This is a genomic window from Bacillus sp. 7884-1 (assembly GCF_002272245.1).
Taxonomy (GTDB): Bacteria; Bacillota; Bacilli; order Bacillales; family Cytobacillaceae; genus Neobacillus.
In genome coordinates, this window is record NZ_NPDD01000018.1 from 37,594 (window position 1) to 61,867 (window position 24,274).

23 protein-coding genes are annotated in these 24,274 nt (G+C 37.5%); 16 read left to right on the plus strand and 7 right to left on the minus strand.

All coding sequences use genetic code 11. The features are described 5' to 3' along the window. Positions 1–32: 32 nt before the first annotated feature. From CHI06_RS02365 to CHI06_RS02375, 3 genes are all read left to right on the plus strand, one after another. The gene (locus tag CHI06_RS02365) at positions 33–554 is read left to right on the plus strand and encodes a DUF1850 domain-containing protein (RefSeq protein WP_095246818.1); all 522 of its coding nucleotides are present in this window, start codon (positions 33–35) and stop codon (positions 552–554) included. Beyond that, complete coding sequence (locus CHI06_RS02370; protein WP_373558125.1) at positions 541–2,493, plus strand: TRAP transporter permease; 1,953 nt, start codon at positions 541–543, stop codon at positions 2,491–2,493. The genes CHI06_RS02365 and CHI06_RS02370 overlap by 14 nt, the downstream gene beginning before the upstream one ends. 180 nt (positions 2,494–2,673) lie before the next feature. After that, complete coding sequence (locus CHI06_RS02375) at positions 2,674–4,206, plus strand: DHA2 family efflux MFS transporter permease subunit (RefSeq protein WP_095246820.1); 1,533 nt, start codon at positions 2,674–2,676, stop codon at positions 4,204–4,206. An 80-nt stretch (positions 4,207–4,286) separates the two neighbouring features. Here CHI06_RS02375 and CHI06_RS02380 read toward each other — a convergent pair whose 3' ends face one another. Continuing rightward, positions 4,287–4,697 (minus strand): CHRD domain-containing protein, encoded by a 411-nt coding sequence (locus tag CHI06_RS02380; protein ID WP_179292513.1) that lies wholly within the window; start codon positions 4,695–4,697, stop codon positions 4,287–4,289. Positions 4,698–5,469: 772 nt separating this feature from the next. Here CHI06_RS02380 and CHI06_RS02390 point away from each other — a divergent pair. Further along, positions 5,470–6,387, plus strand: a complete 918-nt coding sequence (locus CHI06_RS02390; RefSeq protein WP_142300917.1) for a hypothetical protein — start codon at positions 5,470–5,472, stop codon at positions 6,385–6,387. 550 nt (positions 6,388–6,937) lie between these two features. Here the strand turns inward: CHI06_RS02390 and CHI06_RS02395 are convergent. Then, entirely contained in the window at positions 6,938–7,366 is a 429-nt protein-coding gene (locus CHI06_RS02395; protein ID WP_095246824.1) for a PucR family transcriptional regulator, read from the minus strand. A 152-nt stretch (positions 7,367–7,518) separates the two neighbouring features. On the opposite strand from CHI06_RS02395, the gene CHI06_RS02400 reads away from it, so the two are divergent. From CHI06_RS02400 to CHI06_RS02420, 5 genes are all read left to right on the plus strand, one after another. Further along, positions 7,519–7,803, plus strand: a complete 285-nt coding sequence (locus tag CHI06_RS02400; protein ID WP_095246849.1) for a glycerate kinase — start codon at positions 7,519–7,521, stop codon at positions 7,801–7,803. 112 nt (positions 7,804–7,915) lie between these two features. After that, on the plus strand, positions 7,916–8,476 hold the full coding sequence (locus CHI06_RS02405; RefSeq protein ID WP_095246825.1) for a DNA-3-methyladenine glycosylase I: 561 nt from the start codon (positions 7,916–7,918) through the stop codon (positions 8,474–8,476). 246 nt (positions 8,477–8,722) lie between these two features. Continuing rightward, entirely contained in the window at positions 8,723–9,769 is a 1,047-nt protein-coding gene (locus CHI06_RS02410; RefSeq protein ID WP_095246826.1) for a VanW family protein, read from the plus strand. A gap of 166 nt (positions 9,770–9,935) precedes the next feature. Beyond that, positions 9,936–10,805, plus strand: coding sequence for a DUF1259 domain-containing protein (locus CHI06_RS02415; RefSeq protein ID WP_095246850.1), 870 nt, complete (start codon positions 9,936–9,938; stop codon positions 10,803–10,805). A gap of 68 nt (positions 10,806–10,873) precedes the next feature. After that, positions 10,874–11,659 (plus strand): SDR family oxidoreductase, encoded by a 786-nt coding sequence (locus CHI06_RS02420; RefSeq protein ID WP_095246827.1) that lies wholly within the window; start codon positions 10,874–10,876, stop codon positions 11,657–11,659. Positions 11,660–11,718: 59 nt separating this feature from the next. Here the strand turns inward: CHI06_RS02420 and CHI06_RS02425 are convergent, their stop codons facing one another. Continuing rightward, complete coding sequence (locus tag CHI06_RS02425) at positions 11,719–13,425, minus strand: hypothetical protein (RefSeq protein ID WP_095246828.1); 1,707 nt, start codon at positions 13,423–13,425, stop codon at positions 11,719–11,721. Positions 13,426–13,722: 297 nt separating this feature from the next. Here CHI06_RS02425 and CHI06_RS02430 point away from each other — a divergent pair, with 297 nt between their 5' ends. The 3 genes from CHI06_RS02430 to CHI06_RS02440 all read left to right on the plus strand — a co-directional run bounded on the left by CHI06_RS02430 (position 13,723) and on the right by CHI06_RS02440 (position 16,183). Next, positions 13,723–14,895 carry an iron-containing alcohol dehydrogenase gene (locus CHI06_RS02430; protein WP_095246829.1) on the plus strand — a complete coding sequence of 391 codons (1,173 nt, stop codon included), beginning with the start codon at positions 13,723–13,725 and terminating at the stop codon, positions 14,893–14,895. A gap of 20 nt (positions 14,896–14,915) precedes the next feature. Beyond that, positions 14,916–15,317, plus strand: a complete 402-nt coding sequence (locus CHI06_RS02435) for an acyl-CoA thioesterase (RefSeq protein WP_095246830.1) — start codon at positions 14,916–14,918, stop codon at positions 15,315–15,317. A gap of 293 nt (positions 15,318–15,610) precedes the next feature. After that, complete coding sequence (locus CHI06_RS02440; RefSeq protein WP_095246831.1) at positions 15,611–16,183, plus strand: hypothetical protein; 573 nt, start codon at positions 15,611–15,613, stop codon at positions 16,181–16,183. 65 nt (positions 16,184–16,248) lie between these two features. Here the strand turns inward: CHI06_RS02440 and pepF are convergent, their stop codons facing one another. Beyond that, complete coding sequence (gene pepF / locus CHI06_RS02445) at positions 16,249–18,063, minus strand: oligoendopeptidase F (RefSeq protein WP_095246832.1); 1,815 nt, start codon at positions 18,061–18,063, stop codon at positions 16,249–16,251. 113 nt (positions 18,064–18,176) lie between these two features. Next, positions 18,177–18,893 (minus strand): 23S rRNA pseudouridine(2604) synthase RluF, encoded by a 717-nt coding sequence (rluF, locus tag CHI06_RS02450; RefSeq protein WP_095246851.1) that lies wholly within the window; start codon positions 18,891–18,893, stop codon positions 18,177–18,179. Positions 18,894–19,094: 201 nt separating this feature from the next. Here rluF and CHI06_RS02455 point away from each other — a divergent pair, with 201 nt between their 5' ends. Next, the gene (locus tag CHI06_RS02455) at positions 19,095–19,964 is read left to right on the plus strand and encodes a cation diffusion facilitator family transporter (protein ID WP_095246852.1); all 870 of its coding nucleotides are present in this window, start codon (positions 19,095–19,097) and stop codon (positions 19,962–19,964) included. 58 nt (positions 19,965–20,022) lie between these two features. Next, positions 20,023–20,508 (plus strand): PaaI family thioesterase, encoded by a 486-nt coding sequence (locus CHI06_RS02460; RefSeq protein WP_095246833.1) that lies wholly within the window; start codon positions 20,023–20,025, stop codon positions 20,506–20,508. Positions 20,509–20,557: 49 nt separating this feature from the next. Here the strand turns inward: CHI06_RS02460 and CHI06_RS02465 are convergent, their stop codons facing one another. Together CHI06_RS02465 and CHI06_RS02470 are read right to left on the minus strand one after the other, a co-directional pair. Then, on the minus strand, positions 20,558–20,869 hold the full coding sequence (locus tag CHI06_RS02465; RefSeq protein ID WP_095246834.1) for a hypothetical protein: 312 nt from the start codon (positions 20,867–20,869) through the stop codon (positions 20,558–20,560). A gap of 143 nt (positions 20,870–21,012) precedes the next feature. Then, entirely contained in the window at positions 21,013–21,930 is a 918-nt protein-coding gene (locus tag CHI06_RS02470; protein ID WP_095246835.1) for a TetR/AcrR family transcriptional regulator, read from the minus strand. A gap of 186 nt (positions 21,931–22,116) precedes the next feature. On the opposite strand from CHI06_RS02470, the gene CHI06_RS02475 reads away from it, so the two are divergent. Then, positions 22,117–23,646, plus strand: a complete 1,530-nt coding sequence (locus CHI06_RS02475; protein ID WP_095246836.1) for a DHA2 family efflux MFS transporter permease subunit — start codon at positions 22,117–22,119, stop codon at positions 23,644–23,646. Between the two features lie 120 nt (positions 23,647–23,766). After that, the gene (locus tag CHI06_RS02480; protein WP_095246837.1) at positions 23,767–24,240 is read left to right on the plus strand and encodes a branched-chain amino acid aminotransferase; all 474 of its coding nucleotides are present in this window, start codon (positions 23,767–23,769) and stop codon (positions 24,238–24,240) included. Positions 24,241–24,274 lie beyond the last annotated feature (34 nt).

Consider the following 24,274-nt stretch of genomic DNA (forward strand, 5'->3'; position numbering starts at 1 on the left):
CGGCCTCCTTTTCTACTGAATTGGAGGGGGAAATGCGTAAACTTCAAATAATCCCATATCTATTAGTCTTCTTTATTAACCTAATTGTCTTAGCATTCATACCATTCCAGAGAGCAATTGTCTTCCAGCCAAATCACAGCCAAGAGGAACTTGCTTACATTCCTATAAAAGACGAAACTATTTTCCAAATCAAATACACGCATTCCATTCATTTATCAGATGTCATTGAAAGCTTTAAAATTACTCCCGCCAACTTGATCCAACTATATGAGCTGATGTATGAGGATTTTGCTATCGGAATGCCAGCAAATGCTGAGGAAGGAGAAACCTTTGAGCAAAGGGGTGGAGCCTATTACATCAAAAATATGAAACAGGAATTTCCTTTCTTCCATTTACGAATCGGACAGGTCCGTGCCAATCATAAGGTAATATTTAAGAATATTGAATATCCATTAAACCGTTCGATAAAACCTGGCACCTCAGTAAAGGTAGAAATCCGTAAATTGAACTTTTTGAAGCTATGGAAAGGAGTGAATATCCTTGAGTCAATATGATACCGCCTTGTCTGAAGCGAAACAGCAGGAGCTTTTGGAAAAATATGATCCAGAGGCAGGAACTAGGAAGTTAAAAGGGGCTGCAGGCTGGATTGCATTTGCTGGTTTACTGGCCTTTTCATTATTCCATGTCTATACAGGTATATTCGGTATGTTAACAGCTCAGCTGCAACGCTCCATTCATTTGGGCTTTGCACTTGCACTTATATTCTTATTATTTCCAGCTAGAAAGAAAAATAGGGGAAAAGAGTATAAGGTAGCTTGGTATGATATCATCTTTGCAATTATATCGGTAATTGTTGGTGCCTATTGGCCAGCCTTGATTGATGATTTGGTCTTAAGGACGGGAAATATCACACAGATTGATTTTTTTGTTGGTCTTTCGGCGATTTTACTAGTATTAGAGGCTACTCGTAGGACAGTTGGTCTTCCGATTACCATTATTGCAATTGTTTTCATGGGCTATGCAGTATTTGGACCTTATATGCCGAGGGTAATTGCGCATCGAGGGCTAGAGTTGGATAGACTGGTGCAGACGATGTTTTATACAACGGAAGGTATTCTTGGTACACCGATTGGTGTATCCTCCACCTTTATCTTTCTCTTCTTATTGTTTGGCTCTTTTTTAATCAAGACTGGGGTTGGGGAGTATTTTAACGACCTTTCCATTGCCATTGCCGGGAGGAGTGTAGGTGGTCCTGCAAAGGTGGCTATTTTTTCAAGTGCTTTGCAAGGAACGATTAGCGGGAGTTCCGTTGCAAATGTGGTAACATCGGGTGCCTTTACGATACCGATGATGAAAAATCTTGGTTATAAAAAGGAGTTTGCAGGAGCAGTTGAAGCGTCTTCCTCCACTGGAGGACAGTTAATGCCGCCAATTATGGGAGCAGCAGCTTTCTTAATGGTAGAATTCATCGGGGGTATTAGTTACTGGGAGATAGCAAAGGCTGCAGCAATTCCAGCAGTGCTTTATTTTACAGGAATTTGGATTATGACACATTTCGAGGCAAAGCGAATTGGTCTTCGCGGGTTAACAAAAGAAGAAATGCCAAGCAGGAAAGAAGTTCTTGGGAAACTCTATTTGTTACTTCCTATTATTGCTATTGTTCTTTTGTTAAGTTCAGGAATGAGTGTCATTCGTGCTGCACTTTGGTCGATTGTCATAACGGTTGTGGTCAGTGCGATTAATAAAAATACAAGAATTGGATTTAAAGGAATCATTGATGCCTTGGTAGATGGAGCCAGGTCTGCATTAGGTGTTGCCGCTGCATGTGCTTCTGCAGGGATCATCGTTGGTGTGGTAACGAAAACAGGACTAGGATTGAAAATGGCAAATGGTCTGCTCGATTTTGCTGGAGGAGCACTGCTCCCTACCTTGTTTTTAACAATGATTGCTTCCTTAATATTAGGGATGGGATCTCCGACAACTGCTAATTATGTCATTACCTCAACCATTGCAGCTCCAGCAATCATTTTATTAGGAGTTCCAGATTTATCGGCTCACTTGTTTGTGTTTTATTTTGGTATTGTGGCCGATATTACTCCGCCAGTGGCTCTAGCTGCTTTTGCTGCAGCAGCAATATCCGGCGGGGAGCCTTTTCGAACGGGCGTGGAATCAACAAAGCTTGCCATATCAGCTTTTATCATTCCCTATATGTTTGTTTTGTCGCCAGAATTGCTAATGATTGATACCACTTGGACTTATTTAATTTGGGTTGTATTTACGGCCTTTATTGGAATGATAGCCATAAGTGCAGGGGTAATTGGTTTTTGGATGCGAAAATTAAATTGGATCGAACGTATTGCGTCTCTTGGAGCAGGTTTATGCTTAATCTACCCGGAAAATATATCTGATATAGTCGGGTTAGTATTGTTTACAATCTTGCTTGCTTTGCAATATTTATATAAACGGGATCAAATTCCTAAAGTACAAAATTAAATAAAAAGCAAAAACTCGTGGCCTTGTTAGGTTACGAGTTTTTTGTTATACAGAGGAGTAGATACTTGTTAATTTCTGTATTTATATATATTGAAATAAAAGAATGGTAGTTTATGATAGATTTTATGGTTCAAAATGGGAAAAATAATTAATAAGACTTCAACTGGGGGATACATACGAATGGTACAATCCATAAATAAAGCTGAAAGGCCGCCCTATGGTATTATCGCTGTATTAATGATTGGGGCCTTTATTGCATTTTTAAATAATACTTTATTAAATGTAGCGTTACCTTCCATTATGAAGGATTTAGATGTTGATATAGCTACGGTTCAGTGGCTGACGACAGGATTTATGCTGGTCAACGGGATTATGATTCCGACTACCGCTTTTCTAATCCAAAAGTATACAGTCCGGCGTTTATTCTTAGTCGCTATGGGGCTATTTACAGCAGGTACTATTATCGCAGGTATTGCTCATCACTTTCCTCTGCTATTAACTGCTCGGATGATACAGGCTTCTGGCTCTGCCATTATGATGCCGCTTTTAATGAACGTCATGTTAGTCAGTTTTCCGATTGAAAAAAGAGGAACGGCTATGGGTGTTTTCGGACTCATTCTAATGTTTGCGCCAGCAATTGGTCCTTTGTCTGGCTGGATTATTGAACATTATGATTGGAGAATGTTATTCCACTTTGTTACACCAATTGCAGCGATTATTCTTTTTATAGGCTTTTTGAAGCTTAAAGATAAAAAAGAGAAAGTGGATATCAAGCTTGATTTCTTTTCGTTATTGCTGTCAAGTATCGGTTTTGGTGGTTTGCTCTATGGGTTTAGTTCAGCTGGCAGTAAAGGGTGGGACAGCCCGCAGGTTTATTTGACTATCATCATTGGGGTTGTTTCATTAGTTTGGTTTATCTTACGCCAATTGAAGCAAGAGCGGCCAATGCTGAATTTCAGGGTTTTTAAATATAACATGTTTGCTCTTTCATCGGCTATTTCGATGATCGTAAATATTGCGATGTTTTCAGGTTTTCTACTTCTCCCTATTTATGTTCAAACCATTCGAGGGATCTCTCCATTGGATGCAGGATTAATGTTATTGCCGGGAGCCCTTGTCAATGCTTTCATGTCTCCCGTTACCGGAAGATTGTTTGACAAATTTGGCGGTCGTATATTAGCCATTACAGGGTTGTTCATTACAGCCGTTACTACCTATTTATTCAGCATGTTATCGTTTGAAACGACCTATATGTATATGGTTTTTTTACATGCTATTCGTATGTTTGGAATGTCAATGGTGTTTATGCCTGTGTCGACCAATGGATTGAATCAATTGCCGCCTCGTTTTTATCCCCATGGTACGGCGATGAACAATACCATGCAGCAGGTATCAGCTGCCATCGGTACAGGTTTATTGATTACTCTTATGTCTAATCGGTCAGCATCGTATGGAAAAGAACTTACTGAATCCGCCATGCAAAAAATAACCGAGCAGCCATCAGAAACAGCCCTCGCGGAAATGCAGCAACAAATTGCTCTGGAAGCAATGTTAGAAGGAATTAACTTTACCTTCCTTATATCAGCTATTATTATTGGCGTTGCCTTGATTCTTGCGTTCTATATTAAACGAGCAAAACCTGAAGAGGAAACCCTAGAAGAAAATCAAACCAGATCGAATGATAAATTGCTGAAAAAGTTAGCGAAAAATTAATACCCGTTGAAAGAGAAATAAATATCATAAAATATGAACAGCCATCGTTTGATGGCTGTTTGCTTTTATTACTGTTTTAATTAGCAATGGTTGTTAAACTGTTTGATTTGTCCGCGGATTTCTCCGTCAGGATTTTGGACTGTATGTGCATTGACATATGTTTTTCCATCTCTCATAAGGTCTATTAAATCTGAAAGTGATTGTCCCATTAGGGGACCAACAAGATCATCTGCTGTAATGATTCCTTCAACGACTCCTTTTTTTACACTTATACTAGGGTCAGCTGGACCAAATAAAAAGACGACTACAGGACCGTTTACACCTCTTCTCCCTAAATGAATATGAGCCTGCGTAAAATTATCAAGATTATTTACAGTTAGGCGATATCCAATCCTTTTTTCATCTCTGCTAACTTTAAATTTTGCAAACCCAAAAGCATCTGTTCGAACAGGTGGGACCTCTTCTGAACCTTCTAATATAGCAAAAAACAGTTGATTATTTTCCATATTTGTCCTCCAAAAAAATATAATTTATGTATCATATTTTCTAGAGGATTAATTGCTTGTACGAATGTCCTATATTATCGAAACCATTCCACTCTATAAAAAATATTGGATAATTCTAATATCATTAACTATTGCTTTTACTTATTAAAAAATTAAAACTTTAAAATCATGACTCAACTTTTAATAAGACTGAGTTTATTTTTTATAAGAAATTGTTAATTTTCAGAGAATGTTCATTTTAAAAGATTGAATGTAGGTTTATAATGGCTACTATGAAAATGAAAAAATATTAAATTTGATTAAGTGATTAAGAGGTTTCCTTTTTTCTCTTTTTCTATAAGGAGACAGCTATGCGCAGTTACCTCATTATAGGAATGTGTGTGTTATTTTTAATTCAGTACTTTCTCAAGATTCAATGGCTAGAGTATACAGTTGTAGCCTTATCGTTACTGGCATTTTTAGGGAGTGCCCTTAGGGCTGATAAATTTCCCCGTTGGCTCGGTATTATTATGATGACTTCTGGTTTACTCATTGAGTGGAATAAGGGTACCGGATTAAGTGGAATAAGTGAGGGGATATTTCTTATTCTGCCTTTATTAAGCCTCATTACCTTGGCTCCACTTCTTTCGATCCCATTAAGGTTAGGGGCAAGTCCATATCACTGTTATTGCGCAATTTACTACAACAGCCAAAGAAATTTTATGCTGGTATCACTGGTACGTTGTTTTTTCTAACTCCTATTCTAAACTTAGGATCGGTGAGAATCATAAATGAATTTTTAGAGGAACTTAAGCTGCCCTCTGCATTGTCAGCAAAGGGATATCTGGTTGGGTTCTCCACTGCAGTTATGTGGTCGCCATACTTTGCCTCGGTTTCACTTGTATTGCATTATCTGAATATAGCATACAAGGATTATATTATTTTTGGAATCGGGTTATCTTTACTTTCCTTAGTAATTGGTAACATTCTGTTTGCCATCTGGGAGAAACGACACCCACTCCCAAAAGAGTCAGGCAATTTGGTGACTTTAGAAAAAAGAGACCGAAATCAACTATTTAAATTAGTATTCTTTGTTATCATTTTAATTGGTTCTTGCTTAGTAATCGAAAATATTACGAACTGGTCGATGATTGTTATTGTTTGTCTTGTTTCAATCTTAATTCCACTACTGTTTGGACTACAATCTAAACGCTGGAAAGAGCTCATCCCGCCATTGGTTGACTTTCGAGATCGAACAGTATTGATGTTGAACAATGAAATTATGTTATTTATGAGTGCTGGGATGTTGGCCTTCGCAATGAAAGGGACTGCCGCTGCAAATGGTGTTAGTCAATTCCTAACCAATTTAGCACAGCAATCCTTCATTTTATTTGCTTTAGCCGTTATGGTGATTGTATTAAGTATAACGTATATTGGAATTCACCAAATTGCCGCAGTAGGGGCTTTGGCCATGCAATTAAATGCTGCAGAAATTGGTATAAGTAATATTAGTCTTGCGCTTTTGCTATTATTGACTTGGTCAATATCAACAGCGTTAAGTCCATTTTCCGGTTTGAATTTAATGGTAAGCCGATTTGCTGGAATTTCGGGGGTTCAAACGGGTTTGCGATTCAATGGATTGCACTTATCTGTTATTGCCATAATTGGGATAGGAATCATTTCAATAATTGGTTAAGCAGCAAAAAACCGCCTTCACGGTCCGCTCATTTCGGTTGGGGGATAAGGTTAAACATCCGATCTGATAAATAGACGGAAAAATTTCGCTTATTTAGTAAATAGCTTGGAAATTAGCTTCAATAGACGGAGAGATTCCGCCTATTGAATCGAAAAACGTTATAATGGGGGATATTGCTTTGAATAACCGGAAAACCTCCCCTTATATCCCCCGAAACGAGCCACATTCTGCATCTAACCAGAAAATCTCCGCTTATTATACTTTTGCTGGTTACTGATTAAGGACAAGACATCTTAAAAGGGAGTGAGTTTTATCTCAAAAATCCATGAGAACCTCATTTTGATGCACTACGGTGAACAGTATCACAAGGAAGTGAGGTTATATTTATATAAATAAGTTTTTGTATTCCAAATAAAGAATTCGCCAATTATGGCAAGTTTTACTTTTATTTATACCAATAACGATTCCAATACTACTGCCATTTGGCACGTATTCTAAGAAAAGCACCTCAAAACGGAACCCTTCACGGTATTGTGAAGTCTGTTTTTCATTAATAGGATTTCATTTTATATAAAACATAGCCGGTAAATAGCTCAAATAAATCGGTGAATTTCTTTGGGTTTTTATTCGTTAGAATTTCAATTCTTTGTAATCTGTAGGCAAGACTGTTTCGATGAATATGAAGCTCTTTTGAAATGGCATTCATATCACCGCTGTTTGTGATATAGCTAATGAGAGTTTCTACTAGTTCGCGTCCTTTTGGATTCTCTTCAAGCTCTTGGTAAAAATGATTCATCTCATTAAGGGAGTTGTCTTTGTTTGTTAAATAATCTATGAATTTTAGATCTTTATAATAGTAGTGAATTTGATTCATTCCAAGTTTTTCTGCGGTTTCAATCGCCCTTTTTGCTTCGTGCACGGATGTAGCCACGTGAGTATATGGATTTCCTAATCCAATTTTAAAATCACTATTTTCCAAACTTTTTTCAATCCGTTTTATTAGTTCGCTTTGGATTGGAACAATGAAAAGAGTTAGATTGGGATTTAGACGGAAGATGAATTCCTGTTCGTGAAGGGGGATGTCTTTATTTACATTACTTTTAACAACAATTGCTTTTCGCTGAGGATAAAATGGTAGGAGCAGATTATGTTTTTACTGGGGAAGGCAGCATCGACGGGCAAACGTTGTTTGGAAAGACACCTTTTGGCGTAGCTTCGATTGCAAGGAAATACTCCATTCCAGTAATTGCATTTGCAGGAAGAATCGGTAATGGTGTTGAACCGCTTTATGAACACGGATTTACGTCTATTATTGGTATATTAAAAGGCGTTTCTTATTTAGATGAAGCACTTAAATCAGGTGAAGCAAATTTAGAATTTGCAGCGGAAAATATCTGCCGAATATTAAAATCATAAGGTAATGAAAGCAGTCATAATTCGGTGGCTGTTTTTTTTTGTAAAATGTTGATTAATATGGTGGAAAAAGTTAAGTTTGTTTAATAAGAGCAAATATGGAGGTAATTATGAAATGAAAAGATGCGGTTGGGTGAAACAGGATCCACTATATATTGATTATCATGATCATGAATGGGGCGTCCCTGTGTATGATGATCGATTACTATTTGAGTATTTGAACTTAGAAGGTGCTCAAGCGGGATTAAGCTGGTACACGATTTTGAAGAAGAGGGAAAATTACCGCAAAGCATTTGACCATTTTGAACCAAGTAAAATTATTAATTATGATGAAAAGAAAATCGAAGAACTTTTACAGAATGAAGGAATTGTTAGAAATAAACTAAAAATAAATGCAGTCATTACAAACGCAAAGGCATTCTTGAAGGTAAGTGAAGAGTTTGGTTCTTTCAGTAAGTATATTTGGTCTTTTGTAGATGGTAAACCGATAAAAAATCACTTTATTGATTTATCCGAAGTTCCGGCTACAACGGATATTAGTGACAGGTTAAGCAAGGATTTGAAAAAACGCGGCTTTAAATTTGTTGGGTCAACCATTTGTTATGCCTTTATGCAAGCGACGGGGATGGTAAATGATCATATAGAGTCTTGTATTTGCTACCATAAATCCCGGTGATATATATATAAATCTCTTTTGTTCTTTATCTTGTAAAAATCTTTTAAAAAATTTCTTGAAACCAATTATGATGAAATCCGTCTAATAAGTGTATCCAATTTAAGGAATTTATAACAGGTAGTTAGCAGGAATTTTGTGTCTGAAGGTGGAATAGATTAAGAGAATGAGAGCGAAATTCTTTTTCTGAATATTCAAAAGTGTTTCGTTGGGGATGACGAGATTTTGGGAAAAGAGGAGAAGTTGTTAATGGCTATACGGACCTGGGTGATTTCATTCATATTAATTGGCAGTTTAATAGGATTAGCAGGCTGTGCGGAGAAAACAAATGGCAAGGAAGCAGATCTTGAGAACAAAGTAACAGAACTAGAGAAGAAGCTTGAAGAGCAAAAGGCTGCAGAGGAAGCGGCAAAGAAAGCCGCTGAAGAAGCGGAAGCAAAGAGAATAGCAGAGGAAGAAGCAAAAAAGCCGAAGGTGGTAAATGTCATTGACCCAAGTACAAAAACCGTTTTAAAAAGTCTCATTCCAGTAGATATGGGTTTTGGAAGTGACAATGAAAAATATAAGCAGGAGCTTGAGCAATGGGCTAAAGAGTTAGCAAGGGGAACAGATACGACTCCTGGTTATGACTCAAAGATGATACTGGATAAAATTGATGCAAACGGTCAGGTTATTAAAGGGAAACCAAGAGTAGTTCTCGAGGAAGCAGAACTTGTGATGAAGGTAATCGAGGCTTCAGTCAATGGCGGCGATGTTCTTCTGCCAATCTATGTTACTGAAAGTGGCTATAAACCTGAAGACGCAGCCCATTTATCTGAAGTGGTGGTTGCAACTTATACAACTAAATTTAATCCGAGCATAACAGGGAGAAACAAAAATATCGAACTGTCTGCGCAGGCTATCGATAATGTCATTATTGGAACAGGGGATATTTTCTCCTTTAATCATACAGTGGGACCAAGTGATGCTGCACATGGTTATCAGCCTGCTCAAGAAATTGTGAATAAGGAATTGGTCATGGGAATTGGCGGCGGTATTTGTCAAACATCTTCAACCCTATTTAATGCAGTTGATCAATTAGCCATCGAATATGTAGAATGGCACCATCATTCTTTGACAGTGGGGTATGTACCTTCAGGGCGGGATGCAACAGTTTCATATGGTGGAAAAGATTTTCAATTTAAGAATACAGCGGGTGTCCCGTTCCTGATTAAGGCGATTTACAATGGAAATGGTACTCTCACCGTTGAAGTTAGAACATCTTCCGCCTATCAAAGTTTACTGCAAAAGCGATAACATTTTATTAAAAGGATTTGTGGAGATTAAAGGCACTGTCATTTTTTGATGGTGCCTTTTCTGTTTAGACATTACTTAAATTGGGTATAAGCCCTGACTATAATTGACTTTTGGAATAGCTTATCCTGAGAGAATTTCTATCAGGAGATGATTAGTTTTGAACAATATGAATAGCATGGAGCCGAGTGCGCTTTGCCAGGAATTTGCAAGGATATTAGGCGCAACTCCTTCCGTCATCAATGGGGTATGTACTGCAACTAGATCACGAACAAACATCCATCCGGTTGTATTGGGCCGTCGGGCTGAATCCTTTATGTTTGTGCCACAGGCATTTTCTTTTGAAGGTATAAACGGAGAAGGAAGAGCATTATGTCTTGGGGAAACCGTCATCCTCCAAGATGAGGTTAATCCATTTATTTCTAGGCTGCGAGAAGATGATATCATTGTGACTGCCTTACACAATCACTGGCTTTTTGATGAACCGCGCTTAATGTATATTCACTTCGAATCTATTGACGAGCCATTGGACTTTGCAAGAAAGGTCCGTGATGCACTAGATGTACTAACTACGCGGAACATGGGTCGTTCGGGTCGGGCTCGACAGGTAACAAATAGAAGGGCAGAGGAACTGTGCGAAGAATTTAGCGATATTCTTGGAGGGATGAGCACGTTCGAAGATGGTGTTTGTATGGTGATGAATTCCCGTACAAATATAATGGCGCGAATACTAGGCAGAAGAACAAGATCCTTTCTAGCTTTGCCGCAAATGTTTGTGTTTGAATCGCTCTCTTCAGACGGCAGGGCACTATGCAGCGGTGAAACAGTCATTCTCCAAGAAGAACTGAACCCATTTATCAGTATTCTTCGTGAACATAATATAATAGTGACTGCTTTTCATAATCACTGGCTTTTTGAAAATCCAAGGCTCATGTACATTCATTTTGAAAAAATAGATCGTCCTATCGAGTTTGCAAGAGATGTAAGGGATGCATTACAAGTGCTGACAACGAGAGAAGTAAGACCGAGTAAATCATAACCTGTTTTACTATGAATGGTTCCTCGCTGAAAAGGGGATTATAAGGTAAAAAAGGATGGGGCGAAATATTGGAACTATTATTACAAGGTCAAGTAGCATTTATAACAGGTGCAGGCTCAGGAATTGGCCGTTCTGCAGCATTAACATTAGCTGAAAACGGAGCAAAAGTTGCCTTAGTCGATTTGCACCCTGAAAATTGTAAAGAGATTAAACAGTTAGTTGAGGATAATGGGAGCGAGGCACTAATAGTTGAAGCCAATGTTTCTTCAGTGGAAGACATGGAAAAAGGGTATAGCATGGTTATGGAGAAATGGGGCAGACTGGATATCGTTTTTGCCAATGCAGGAATAAATGGTGTTGTTGCGCCGATTGAAGATTTGTCACCGGATGATTGGGACCTGACCATTTCTAATAATCTTAAAAGTACTTTTTTAACTATTAAATATGCTATTCCTTATATGAAAGAAAAAGGCGGAAGTGTGATTATCACGAGCTCTATTAATGGTAATCGTGTATATAGAAACTTTGGGATGTCGGCTTATAGTACTTCGAAAATTGGACAAATGGGATTTGGAAAGATGGCTGCCCTTGAGTTAGCCAAATATCGTATTCGTGTTAACATTATTTGCCCAGGTGGAATCGAAACTCATATAGGGGAAAACACTTGGAAAGAAAAAGAAGAATTAAAGGAAATTGAAATACCGATTAATTACCCAGAGGGAAGCCAACCCCTTGAGCATCATCCAGGAAAGCCCGAACAAGTTGCAGAGCTAGTCTTATTTTTAGCATCAAAGCAATCCAATCATATTACTGGAACAGAAATTTACATTGATGGTGCGGAGTCACTATTATAAATTTTTTCCAAAAACAGGCACCATCCAAATGGAGGGTGCCGTTTATTTATAATATTTTTTTATTCTAATCCTTCGATTACAATTTCTTTTGCTGGAAGGAAGTCTTCATCCGTATCCAAGTAGGTGACATTTACTTTGTCTCCTTCTTTTAAGTAAATGACCAATGGTTCTTTTTCAGAGGAAAGGATATAGCTTTTCTTGTTGTCTAAAAGGAATGAAACAACGGTGAAATCCCCTGACTTTTCCTTATATACACGGAGTACTGTACCTGAGATCTGTTTTTCATCCGCTTTTGAACTTCCATCAACTGAACCGCCGCCTCTTTGAAGGGCCGTTTTATACTGTTTTAAAGCTTCATTTGGGGTAACCCCAAACACCGAAATTTCTGGATTAGCGGCTGAAACGATAAAGTAATTCTGCAAAAATCCATTAGAATCCAGTACAGGTGTCAACCAGCTTGCCTCTCCATAGAAGTTATAGATAACAGGCAATTCACCATGCCATTTCTTTTCAATGAATTTCTTTTCAATAATTTGTAAGGCACCTTGCGAATCCATATAGGATTCTTCAGGATTCCCTGAATAATAGGTCGCTTCACCCGTACGCGAGTTTGTCAGCGAGTAGCCTAGCATGGAATCGACACCTTCTTTAGGGCTTGTGAAGTCAGTGAAATAATACATTACACCATTTTGGTCGAATATCGGGCTAACATTCGCCTCAGTACCTTCATCAGAAGGAAGTTTTACATCTGATTTACCGAATAGGCTATTCCAAAATCCGTGAATATAATTTCCGAAGTAACTATTTTGCAAGCTGACAATTTCTGGTGATACAGCACCATCAATAAATTCTGGAACTTCAGATATCGAATACGACTTTGTATCGCCATTTCTGGAATCCACGACAACAACACCTTTAACATCAAACCCATTTCGAGCAGAAATAAATTCTCCGTAGGAACGGATATAAAAAGGTTTACCTTCATCATCAATTTCTAATTGAACATCACCATAGAAAATATGTTTCGGCAACTGCATACGAATATGGCGCTCAATGGCCTTATTAAAGTATGAAGAAGGGGTATAGATCATTTCTGATTTAATAAATTTTGGATTAGCAGAAGAATCAGTTGCACTTAATGTGAAATAACCAGGTGTTTCTTTCCCTTTCCACCATTTGAAAAAACCAGAGAACTCAACAGGCGCTATGTAGACATAATCTCCTTTTACCTTTTGAATTTGAAGATTTCCCAGTTCATAATAGCTCGTATTTGGCACTTGACCAAAAGCTTTTTTCATTTTATTTCTTGCAAATTCAGGTGGTACACTAGCAGGTGTTTCTTTCTCGTCAAAGGACTTAATTTCCACTTCCTGCTCCATTTGAGCAATCTCATATTTTTCATCCGCATTAAATAGAAAGGCAGTGAGAAAGTAAATTCCAAAGATTAAGCTGACTGCAAATAGCAGTGCTTTTACTTTTCTTTCCAATCCAGTGGATAGTATGGCACCTAACGCAGTAATAATAATCGCAAACACCCATAAAGATGAGGTATTCCTATCAAAATTTGTAAAATAATAGTAAACAAAAACAGAAGGAATCAAAACTACTATAACAGCGATAATTACTCCGGGAAAAAGCCTTCTATCACCTTTAGAACTCTTTTTATTACTTTTCCTATCGGCAGACTTATCATCCCTATAAATCGGTATAAGAACAAGAGCAGACACAATAGCAACAATCAGCACAAACAAAAACATATTCCCCATAACCAATTCCCCTTTATAATCTATTGTCTTTTTACTGAGTCTCTATATATACGAGTATATAGGAAGATAGTTTCATTATTAGTTGCTGACATTATATGGAGACAGTATATGGAGACATTGTGTGGTGCCATTATTTGGTGACAGGCACCGCTCGTGTACATTTGTACGCCTGGAGTGGACATAGTTATCAAGCATTTCGCTATATGATAACAGAACATTCAGAATACTCTGTATAGTGGTATAAAATATTATCGATTAACATAAGTGAAGATATAAATTTAAAAAGGGGATGGGTAGATGTTTCAATTTGTTTCACCGATGCATATCTATCATGGTGAAGGTTCACTTAATAAATTGGCAGATATTATAAAGGTATACTCTTGTAAAAAGGTTTTTCTCCTTACAGATCCAGTATTAAAAGATTTGGGAGTAATTGAACCTATTCTACTGCTATTAGAGCAACAAAGTATTCGTGTGGATTTATCAACCCAAGTTGTACCTGAGCCCTCTTTAGAAGTTGGAAATCAGATCGTTGATGAGATTAGAAAAAGTAAAGCTGAGTTAGTAATTGGGGTTGGCGGCGGCAGTGCACTAGACTTAGCGAAGGCTGGAGCAGTTTTGGCGGAAAATGAGGGCTATGTGCAGGATTACTTAAATTTGAGCGGAGGTAAGAAGTTTTCTCGCAGGGGACTTCCCAAGATATTGATCCCTAGTACAGCAGGCACTGGTGCAGAGGTTACAGACATTGCCGTGTATTCGTTAGAAGAGACAAAGGATGTCATTACACATGAATTTTTACTTGCGGATTATGCGATTGTAGATCCTGTTCTGACATACACGCTTCCACCAAGAGTTACGGCTGCAAGCGGAATAGATGCCTTTACACATGCATTAGAGGCGTATACTTCCATTAACGCAACTCCGTTAACAGACACACTGGCATTAGAAGCGATGCGCAGAATCGTTGGCAACATTAGAACTGCTGTTTGGAATGGCAAGGATAAAGCAGCTAGGGAACAAATGGCCCTCGGAAGTTTATTAGCAGGTTTAAGCTTTTATAACGCCGGGGTTGCAGCTGTGCATGCCCTTGCCTATCCATTAGGCGGATTGTTTAAACTGCCGCACGGGGAATCGAATGCCGTCTTGCTACCATATGTTTACGATGATATTTGGCACGCCTGTGTGGATAAAATGGTCAAAGTAGCAGAGATTTTTAAACTGCCTTCTGATGGAAAAAGTGATCGTGAATTAGCTAAAGATGTGGTCCGAAGTTTACTAGATTTAGTTCAAGATGTTGGATTGCCAACAACCCTAGAATCCTACCATATCCAAAGAGCAGACATTATGGTATTAGCAGAAAACGGAATAAAACAAAAAAGGCTATTAAATAGAAGTCCAAAACCATTGACGATTGAAACCATCGAGAAAATCTATCGAAACGCTTTCGATGGAGTATTATCCAATTGTTAGTTTGAAAGGACGAGTATACTATGTATAAAAAAATCATTGAGCCTCGTGTATCTGAAACAGATGGTGTAGGTCATATCAACAATACAACGATTCCTGTTTGGTTTGAAGCGGGGCGGAACGATATATTTAAATTGTTTACCCCAGATGCTTCATTCGTAAATTGGAAGATGATTATATTAAATATGAACGTAGATTATTTGAAGCAAATCTATTTTGGGAGAGCTGTTGAGATTTACGTATGGGTTAAAAAGATTGGTAATTCTAGTTTAGTATTATATGAAGAAATCCATCAGGATGGTCAGATATGCGCGAAAGATACGGTAACGTACGTAAACTTTAATCTCAAAACCCAAAAATCTGAACCTATTCCTGATGAAATAAGAAGTGCGTTAGAGTTACATTATTATCACAATGAAATTTAATCATTTTTTTGAAAAATAAAGAGTCCTCCAAATTATTATTGTGATGGACTTGTTATTTTTATAGGAACCATATTTTCCCATGTTTTTACAATAAAAATTATTATCATGATTTTCATTTTCCTAACGTAAGCTTTATTGTACTCCATTTTTTAGCAAATTAATTCAAGAAGGGGGGGCTGACAAAAAGCATAAAGGATGTGATGATCTGTCATTTTGTACTATTCAGTAATCTTGTTGGGTGTGAGCACGGATTTCCAAGTATGAGAAAAATTAATTGGAAGAGGTGTATTTAGGTGAATTTAACATCCTTTTTACGATTTACTGGAGTAAGTTCAATCATTACAGGGGTTCTATTCCTTTCTATGGCTATTTGGTATAATATTTCTTCTTTAGAGGCAATTGGTTCTTACCTTAACTTAATTGGAATGGCATTTTTACTATTAGCACTTGTAGGGATTTACCTACGACAAATGAATGCTATTGGAATTTTTGGTTTTATTATTTTTATTATTTCTTTTATTGGAGCGGTGTTATGGGCAGGGTTTGGCTGGGTAGGAGCATTCGTAGTGCCTGCCTTGGAAGAGGTTGCACCAGAAATATTGTCAGGTTCTCCTCCCGAGATGATAAATATGGGTATGATGTTATCGATGTTTACTTTTTTTGGGGGTATGTTATTATTTGGACTCGTGACTGCCTGGAAAGCAATCCTGCCTAGAGGCGGTGCACTTTTATTAGCATTGGTACCCATTTTAGAATTTATTCCTTTTGGGTCAACCGTAGCCCAACCACTTGCGGGAGTTGCATTAATCTGGCTCGGTTATGCTCTTTGGAAGGGGAACTATGAAGAAGTAGGCACTGGGGAATAAAGTAAATGATAAGTATAAAAGTGACAGGAGCCATCCAGAAAATTGGAGGTTGCCTGTCACTTCTTTTATTTGTATGAATTTTCTAATTCATCTATTAATGAACCAACATATGCTACTGCTTTACGGACTGGCTCAGGTGTCGACATATCAACACCAGCGTGTTTTAGTAGCTCAAGAGGTTTCATTGTTCCACCTGCACGAAGTACCTCGAGCCAGCGGTCAACAGCAGGCTGACCTTCTTCCTGAATCAATTGTGCCACTGCAGTAGAAGCGGTCAAGCCGGCAGAATAGGTATATGGATACAAGCCCATGTAATAGTGAGGCTGACGCATCCAAGTTAGGCTTGCACCTTCATCGATTTCCACAGTGTCTCCCCAGAACTCAGAAAGTACATTCCTAGTCAATTCAGATAGAGAATTAGCAGTAAGTGCTTTTCCGCTTTCAGCTAATGCATAAACCCTGCGTTGATATTCTGCCTCTAGAAGATGGGTAACAAAATTATGATAATACGTTCCTAGCAACTGAAGAACGACCCAGCGGCGCATTTGTTTGTCTTGATTATTGGCTAATAGGTGCTGTCCTAATAAAAGCTCATTCATGGTAGATGGAGCTTCAATGAAATACATGGATGGACGAACATTCATGATTCTTTGATTTTTGTTCGCCCAGTAGAAATGACCTGCATGCCCAAATTCATGTGCCAGGGTAAAACAGCCGCGCATATTATCCTGCCATGTAACCAAAATGTAGGGGTGCGATCCATAGGGACTTGAGCAGAAGGCGCCAGTGGATTTCCCGATATTGTCCGCAAGATCCACCCATCTCTCTTTGAAGCCCTTTTCAATAATTTCACTATATTCTGGTCCCATCACCTTTAAAGATTCTAAAATAAGCTGACTAGCTTCTTTATAGGTTGTCTCTGGATTAAAGTCAGGATCTAAGGGTGCTTTCAAATCACAAAACTTCATAACATCAAGACCTAATGCCTTTTTCTTCAACTTTGCAAAGCGGCGCATATGAGGAGCCAGCTCTTTAAAAATAATATCAATCTGGTTGTTGTACATATCAAGTGTTACCTGATGTGGTTCTAAGAGCATTTGTTCAACTGACTGATAGTTTCTAAATCGAGAAAGAGTTACTTGTTTTTTCACTTCAGCTGAATAGGCAGCTGCGATTGTGTTTTTATATTGTTTTAGTGTTGAAACGAAAGAGTCATAGGCTTTTCTGCGTGTTTCTGTATCGGAAGAAAACTCGTAGCGGTTTTCAAATAATGCAAAGGATACCGGTAATTCATTTCCCTCACTATCCACGATAGGAGCAAAGTCCATGTCTGCTAATTTAGCCATGCTATAAATGGTATAAGGGGCACCATGTACCTCACCTAAAGCAGCTAAAACCTCTTCCGTTTCGGGTGAAAGTCGATGTTTTTTCGTTTCGAGCAGCTCGAGTAAATCTTTTCGAAAAGGTTGAAGGTCCGGATTCTCTTGAAGGTATTTTTCAATCGTTCCATCTTCTAGTGAAAGAATCTCTGAATTAATAAATGATAATGCGGCAACCATTTTTGTCCGTAATGCCGATAATTTCGCTGAATTTGACTGATTAATAGGATCTGTCCCATCCGCGGATTGTTTCAAGCTTGCATACGTTGCTGCCTTGACCATTTTCATTAATAAATTTTCCTGAGCAATCAAGCAAGATGTTAAATCTTTTGAACTAGTATGTAATGTCCCTTTAAATACCTCAATCTTTACAATATCTGTTTCAATCACTTCAAGTTCTTTTTCCCATGCCTGCTCTGATGTAAATAGATCATAAAGATTCCAAGTTAGTTCCTCTGGAACCATTGATCGGGTCAGCCGTTTTTCTACAGTCTTTTCCATTAAGTATCGCCTCCTATTAATCTTTCGTGTATCTAAGTAATATCATATATTATTTGAAAATTATAGCAACTAAAAAAATGGAGTCACACCATTTAAGGTTTGACTCCATTTTTTCACCATTCTCTAGGTTCATAATTAAGATCACTAAATAATTGATTCTTTTCTTTCTTCGTTAAATCTCTCCATTGACCAATAGGGAGGTTTCCTAAGTTAATATTCATAATCCGAATTCTCTGGAGACGAACAACAGAATAACCGAGAGCCGAGCACATCCGTCGAATTTGACGATTTAACCCTTGTGTTAGGATAATCTTAAAAACATACTTAGATAATTGCTCCACTTTACATGGAAGAGTTTTCGTATCAAGGATTCTAACTCCTTCAGACATCTTCTTTAAAAACTCCGAAGTAATTGGCTTATCCACCGTAACTATATATTCTTTTTCGTGCTTATTCTCCGCACGAAGTATTTCATTAACAATATCTCCATCATTCGTAAGGAGGATTAACCCATCTGAATCTTTATCTAGTCTTCCAATATTAAAAATTCGTAGTGGGTGATTGACTAAATCAACAATGTTGCCTTTGATATGTTTTTCAGTAGTACTTGTAATCCCGACCGGTTTATTTAAGGCTATGTAGACATAGTTTTTGGCTACCCTAATGGTTTCACCATTTACACGAACTATATCACCGGGCTCTACTTGACTGCCAACCTTTGCCACTTTTCCGTTTATTGTGACTCTTCCTTCTTCTATCCATTTATCTGCACCGCGCCTTGAGGTTTTTCCGGATTCAGATATAAATTTATTTAATCGCAGGTTCAACACATCCTTCATTTCGTTGAATATGTTCTTAGAATACTTAACTACTAGCTTAATTTCAAGGTTTAGTCTACTTTAATGTTTACCAATCCCAACTTTTTTTCATACATGATATATATTTCGAACAGGTGAAAAAGGTTTCTCTAGACCCACTAGATGTTTTTGTTCAATAATATATATAGGGAAAAGAAGTGGGTGAGTGAAATGATTGAAGAACAAGGATTTTTGGATTTAAAAAGAGGAGAGCGCGGAGCAATTATAAGCATTATTGCCTATATATGTTTGTCTGCATTGAAATTAGCAGTTGGTTATTTTGCAAATTCCGAGGCATTGAAAGCAGATGGATTAAACAATGTAACGGATATCATAGCATCTGTTGCTGTTCTAATTGGACTTAAATTATCACAAAGGCCAGCGGATGATGACCACCCCTATGGACATTGGAAAGCCGAAACCGTAGCTTCTATGGTTGCCTCTTTTATTATGATGGCAGTAGGTCTGAAGGTTGCATACGATGCTATTTTTAGTATTTTCTACGCACAAAAGGAATCTCCGGACGTAATTTCCGCCTGGACGGGATTATTATGTGCTTTCGTTATGTACTTTGTTTATCGGTATAATAAAAAACTAGCAACAGAAATAAATAGTCAATCCGTCATGGCTGCAGCTAAGGATAATCTCTCTGATGCATGGGTAAGCGTCGGGACGTTCATTGGTATTATCGGAGCACAGTTTGGTCTGCCATGGCTAGATCCTCTAGCAGCAGTCATCGTGGGATTCCTCATTTGTAAAACTGCCTGGGACATTTTTAAAGAAGCCTCTCTCTATTTAACTGATGGTTTTGATGAAAAGGAAATAGAAATATATAAACAGACCATCCATCATTGTCAGGGCGTAAAGGGTGTGAAAGAAATTAAAGCTAGAAATTACGGGAATAACGTTGTTGTTGATGTTGTCATCCTTGTTAATTCCACATTAGATGTTAAAAATGCCCATGATATTGCTACAAAAGTAGAAGATGAATTAATTGCAAAACATAAGGTTTATGACGTACATGTTCATGTTGAACCAAAATAATGACCATTCATGAAAAGTAATTGATATGTTATAATTTTCTGAAAAGGGGGAATGTCAAATGGAAGAAAAGGTACATAATGCAATTCAAGATGAATACCCTGATGATTTCGCCTGGTGTTACGGCTGTGGCAGGTTAAATCAGGACGGACACCATTTTCGGACAGGATGGGTAGGGGAAAAAACAGTAACGATTTATTCGCCAGAACCCGAGCATATAGCACTTCCGGGATTTGTTTATGGCGGCATCGTTGCCTCTCTAATTGATTGTCATGGTACAGGGTCAGCATCTTTAGCACTACATAGAAAAAATGGCTGTGAGGAAGGTGACGGAACTGAGCCTCCTAGATTTGTAACCGCTTCATTGAAGGTCGACTTTGTTAAACCGACACCCCATGGAGTACCATTAAAGGCCATTGGAGTCGTTCATGAGATACACCCTAAGAAATTTAGGGTAGAGACAGAGGTATTTGCCGATCATGTACTTTGTGCCCGAGGCGAGGTTATTGCAGTAGTAATGCCGAGTACTTTTGTAAATCAAGAATAACCAAAAAAGGAAGGGGCTTTTGTGCTCCATTCCTTTTTTGTTTCAAAATTTATTTCCTTCTTATTTTAAATTCCCACATATTATTTCCATCCCAACCCCTTGATATGATGTGATTTCCGCTTATTGTATCGAAGTGTTTAACATTGCTGGGACTTGATGTATTCGAGCTTTGTTTCTGGGGTTGCTCTTTTGAATCTTCACTTTCAATCTTAATTGGAATTTCATCTATAACTTCATTTATAGATTCATTTATAAATTTCCTATGCAGTGGTCCTTGACCCCAGAACTTGAAAGAATCAAATATAGATCCTTTACTCTTTTTATCTGGTGTTTGATTCATGTCTGCTATTAAATCTTCCATTGATGCACCCTCCTGTAGTTTTTAAAGCAGTAACTACCTGCTCCTCCTCAAAATAGTAAAACAAACCATTGTTTTTACTAATTTACGTAAAACTACTTAGAAATGCATAGGCAAACGCTCAGTCTTAAAAAATCTACTTTTTATTATTCTTCTTCCTCTTGCTCTAATTGTTGAAAGAAAACGGTTATGATTTGATTAAGCTGTAGCAGGTCTTTTTTCCAAATAAAAGCTGGGTTGTTTTGTAATGTTTGGATGGTGCTTTCGATTAAGTATTTTCTTGGTGCTCTGGTATGCATGAATTCTTCTTGAATGAAATCTAACAGTTCGTGATACCTTTCCTGGTCATTTTTATCAGGAAAGTGTTTTGATATGGAATTCCTCATTGGACCCACTATTTTAAAAAATTGGTCAATTAATTCATGATTATTTTTATGTTTTCCAGGAAGCCATTTGTCTAAAAGCTCTGGTTCATGGATTTGCTCTCCAGCCTCGGTCACTTCATTAACCATATTTACTAAACGGTTCACACTATATCTGACAACATCACTTATTTTCTCATTTGAATCTGTCGCCATCCGATTGTATTGGAGATTATTCTGTAAAAATCCCTGGAACATAATGGCGCAATCTAATAAGTATGGCTTATTCTTCTCACCAAAAATATCAATAAACCTTTGAACCATCCACCTAAGTGAACGAAGCCGGCTAATACGAATGTATTGTTTTAAATCAGCATCATTTGTTGCCATGACTTCCTCATAAAGTGCAATTAATTTATTTTTCCTATTAGATATCATTTGCAATTCGATTTGTTTAATAAAAATCTCGATATCTGAAGGATTTTTCCCAATTAATAAATCATTTCTATCCTTTGCTAGCTTTTTAAAAATCGTTTTATAAATGGCGATTAATAATTCGCTCTTAGATGAGAAGTATTTGTAAAAAGTCCCTTTTGAGATACCGCTAAAATCTAAAATATCTTGAATCGATGTGGCTTGAAATCCTTTTTCAATAAATAACTGATGAGCTTTATTTATAACATGCTGCTTACGTTCGTTCACTTTATCACCTATTATCTGAATTATACTACCTGTATAAAAATATACTACATTATTAAGGTACCTATTACAAACCCATAATTTTGTAGTGTTTTTTTATTGCAAAAAATGAACAACCGGTATATTATTATAAAGCATGAAACAACGGTATAAAAAAATGTACAAAGGGTTTATAGGGGGTATATAAACATGGAACACAGTAAAAATGAAACAAAACGTCCCCCATACGGGATTATTGTAATCCTGATGATTGGGGCATTTATTGCTTTTTTAAATAACACTTTACTTAATATTGCACTTCCATCCATAATGGCTGATTTAGAAGTAGATGCTTCAACTGTGCAATGGTTAACAACTGGATTTATGTTAGTAAATGGAATATTAATACCAACTACTGCATTTTTAATTCAAAAATATTCTGTACGAAAACTTTTCTTAGTTGCCATGGGCTTATTTACAGCAGGAACCATCCTTGCTGGGATGGCACATGTATTTCCGGTTTTATTAACAGGCAGGATGACGCAGGCAGCGGGTTCAGCGATAATGATGCCACTTTTAATGAATGTCATGTTAGTAAGCTTCCCTATTGAGAAAAGGGGAGCTGCAATGGGGGTTTTTGGATTAGTTTTAATGGGGGCACCTGCAATTGGACCAACATTATCTGGTTGGTTAATCGAACACTATGACTGGAGAATGTTGTTCCACTTTGTAACACCAATTGCCGTGATTGTTCTATTAATCGGTTTCTTCTTATTAAAGGATAAAAAAGAAAAAGTTGATATTCGACTTGATTTCTTATCTGTTTTACTTACAAGCGTGGGATTTGGCGGCTTACTTTATGGGTTCAGTTCAGCCGGAAAGCAAGGCTGGGACAGTCCACAAGTTTATTTGACGATTGCTATTGGAGCTATTTCATTACTAGTGTCTATCTTACGTCAACTAAAACAAGATCAGCCTATGCTTAATTATAGAATCTTTAGGTACCCAATGTTTGCATTATCATCGGTTATCTCAATGGTGCTTACGATGGCCATGTTTTCGGGGATGCTTTTGCTGCCGATTTATGTTCAAACAATACGCGGTATTTCTCCGTTGGATGCAGGTCTACTGATGCTTCCAGGAGCAATCATAATGGCGCTTATGTCACCAGTTACAGGGAAACTGTTCGACAAATTTGGCGGACGCATTTTAGCTATAATTGGTTTAGTCATCACCGTAGTAACCAGCTATCTATTCAGCCAATTATCACTTGAAACAACGTATACACAATTATTGCTTTTATATTCAGTTCGAATGTTGGGGATGTCGATGGTGATGATGCCAGTTTCTACAAATGGGTTAAATCAATTGCCAGCGCGTTTTTACCCACATGGTACTGCCATGAACAATACACTTCAGCAAGTATCTGGAGCAATCGGAACTGCCCTTTTGGTAACTGTCATGTCAAACCGCGCAGAGTCAAAGGCTAAAGAGTTAGGTGAAGCAGCTATGGCAAACTTGACTGAGCAGCCAACGGAGGCAGCCTTAGCTCAAATGAAGCAACAAATTATGATGAGTGCCACGTTAGACGGCATCAATTTTGCCTTTTTCGTGTCCGTCTTTATTGCTGCTGTTGCCCTAATCCTTGCATTCTTTATGAAACGTGCGAAACAAGCAGAAGATACTATAGAGGAAAACCCAGCAGAAAAAAAAGTAGTAAATAAACTAGCTGAAAACTAGTATGATACTTCTCGTCTAAACTCCATGTGAGTTTAGACGTTTTTTATTGTTGAAAATTTGCTTTTTTATTTTACATAACTATATAGTTAAAGTGGGATTGTTTTAATAGGAGGATATTAAATGGAAAACAAATTAAACTCAAATTTTACTGATGCTTATATTGAACGATGCAGCAAGGAAACTGAAACGATGATTGCCAATGAATCGTCCAATTTTTTAAACCAGACGATTACATACCTAAAAGAACATAAAAATGAATTTATTTATGTAGAGTCTAAATTGTTTGAACAAATTGGTGTTGAGGGTGTGTCACTTGAGGCTGATGATGTTTTTGGTACATACGATGTCATGCTTGGATTAAAGCTTCAAAAAAAGTTTGAAAAGATGTTAAAGGAACAGCTGAATAACTCTTTACAGGGCGATGAAGCAAAGTTTGATCTAATGTTTAGCTATGATGATGGCTTATGGGATTTAAATTTTGCCCTGAATTATGTGGATGGGTATACAGAGAATCTGACTATTCATGAGGCCTTTCAGTTAATACATCAGTTTTTAAATACTTTAGTCCATACAATTAAACAAACAACCAGCTGAAATATGCTGGTTGTTTTGCTTGCATGGATGACTA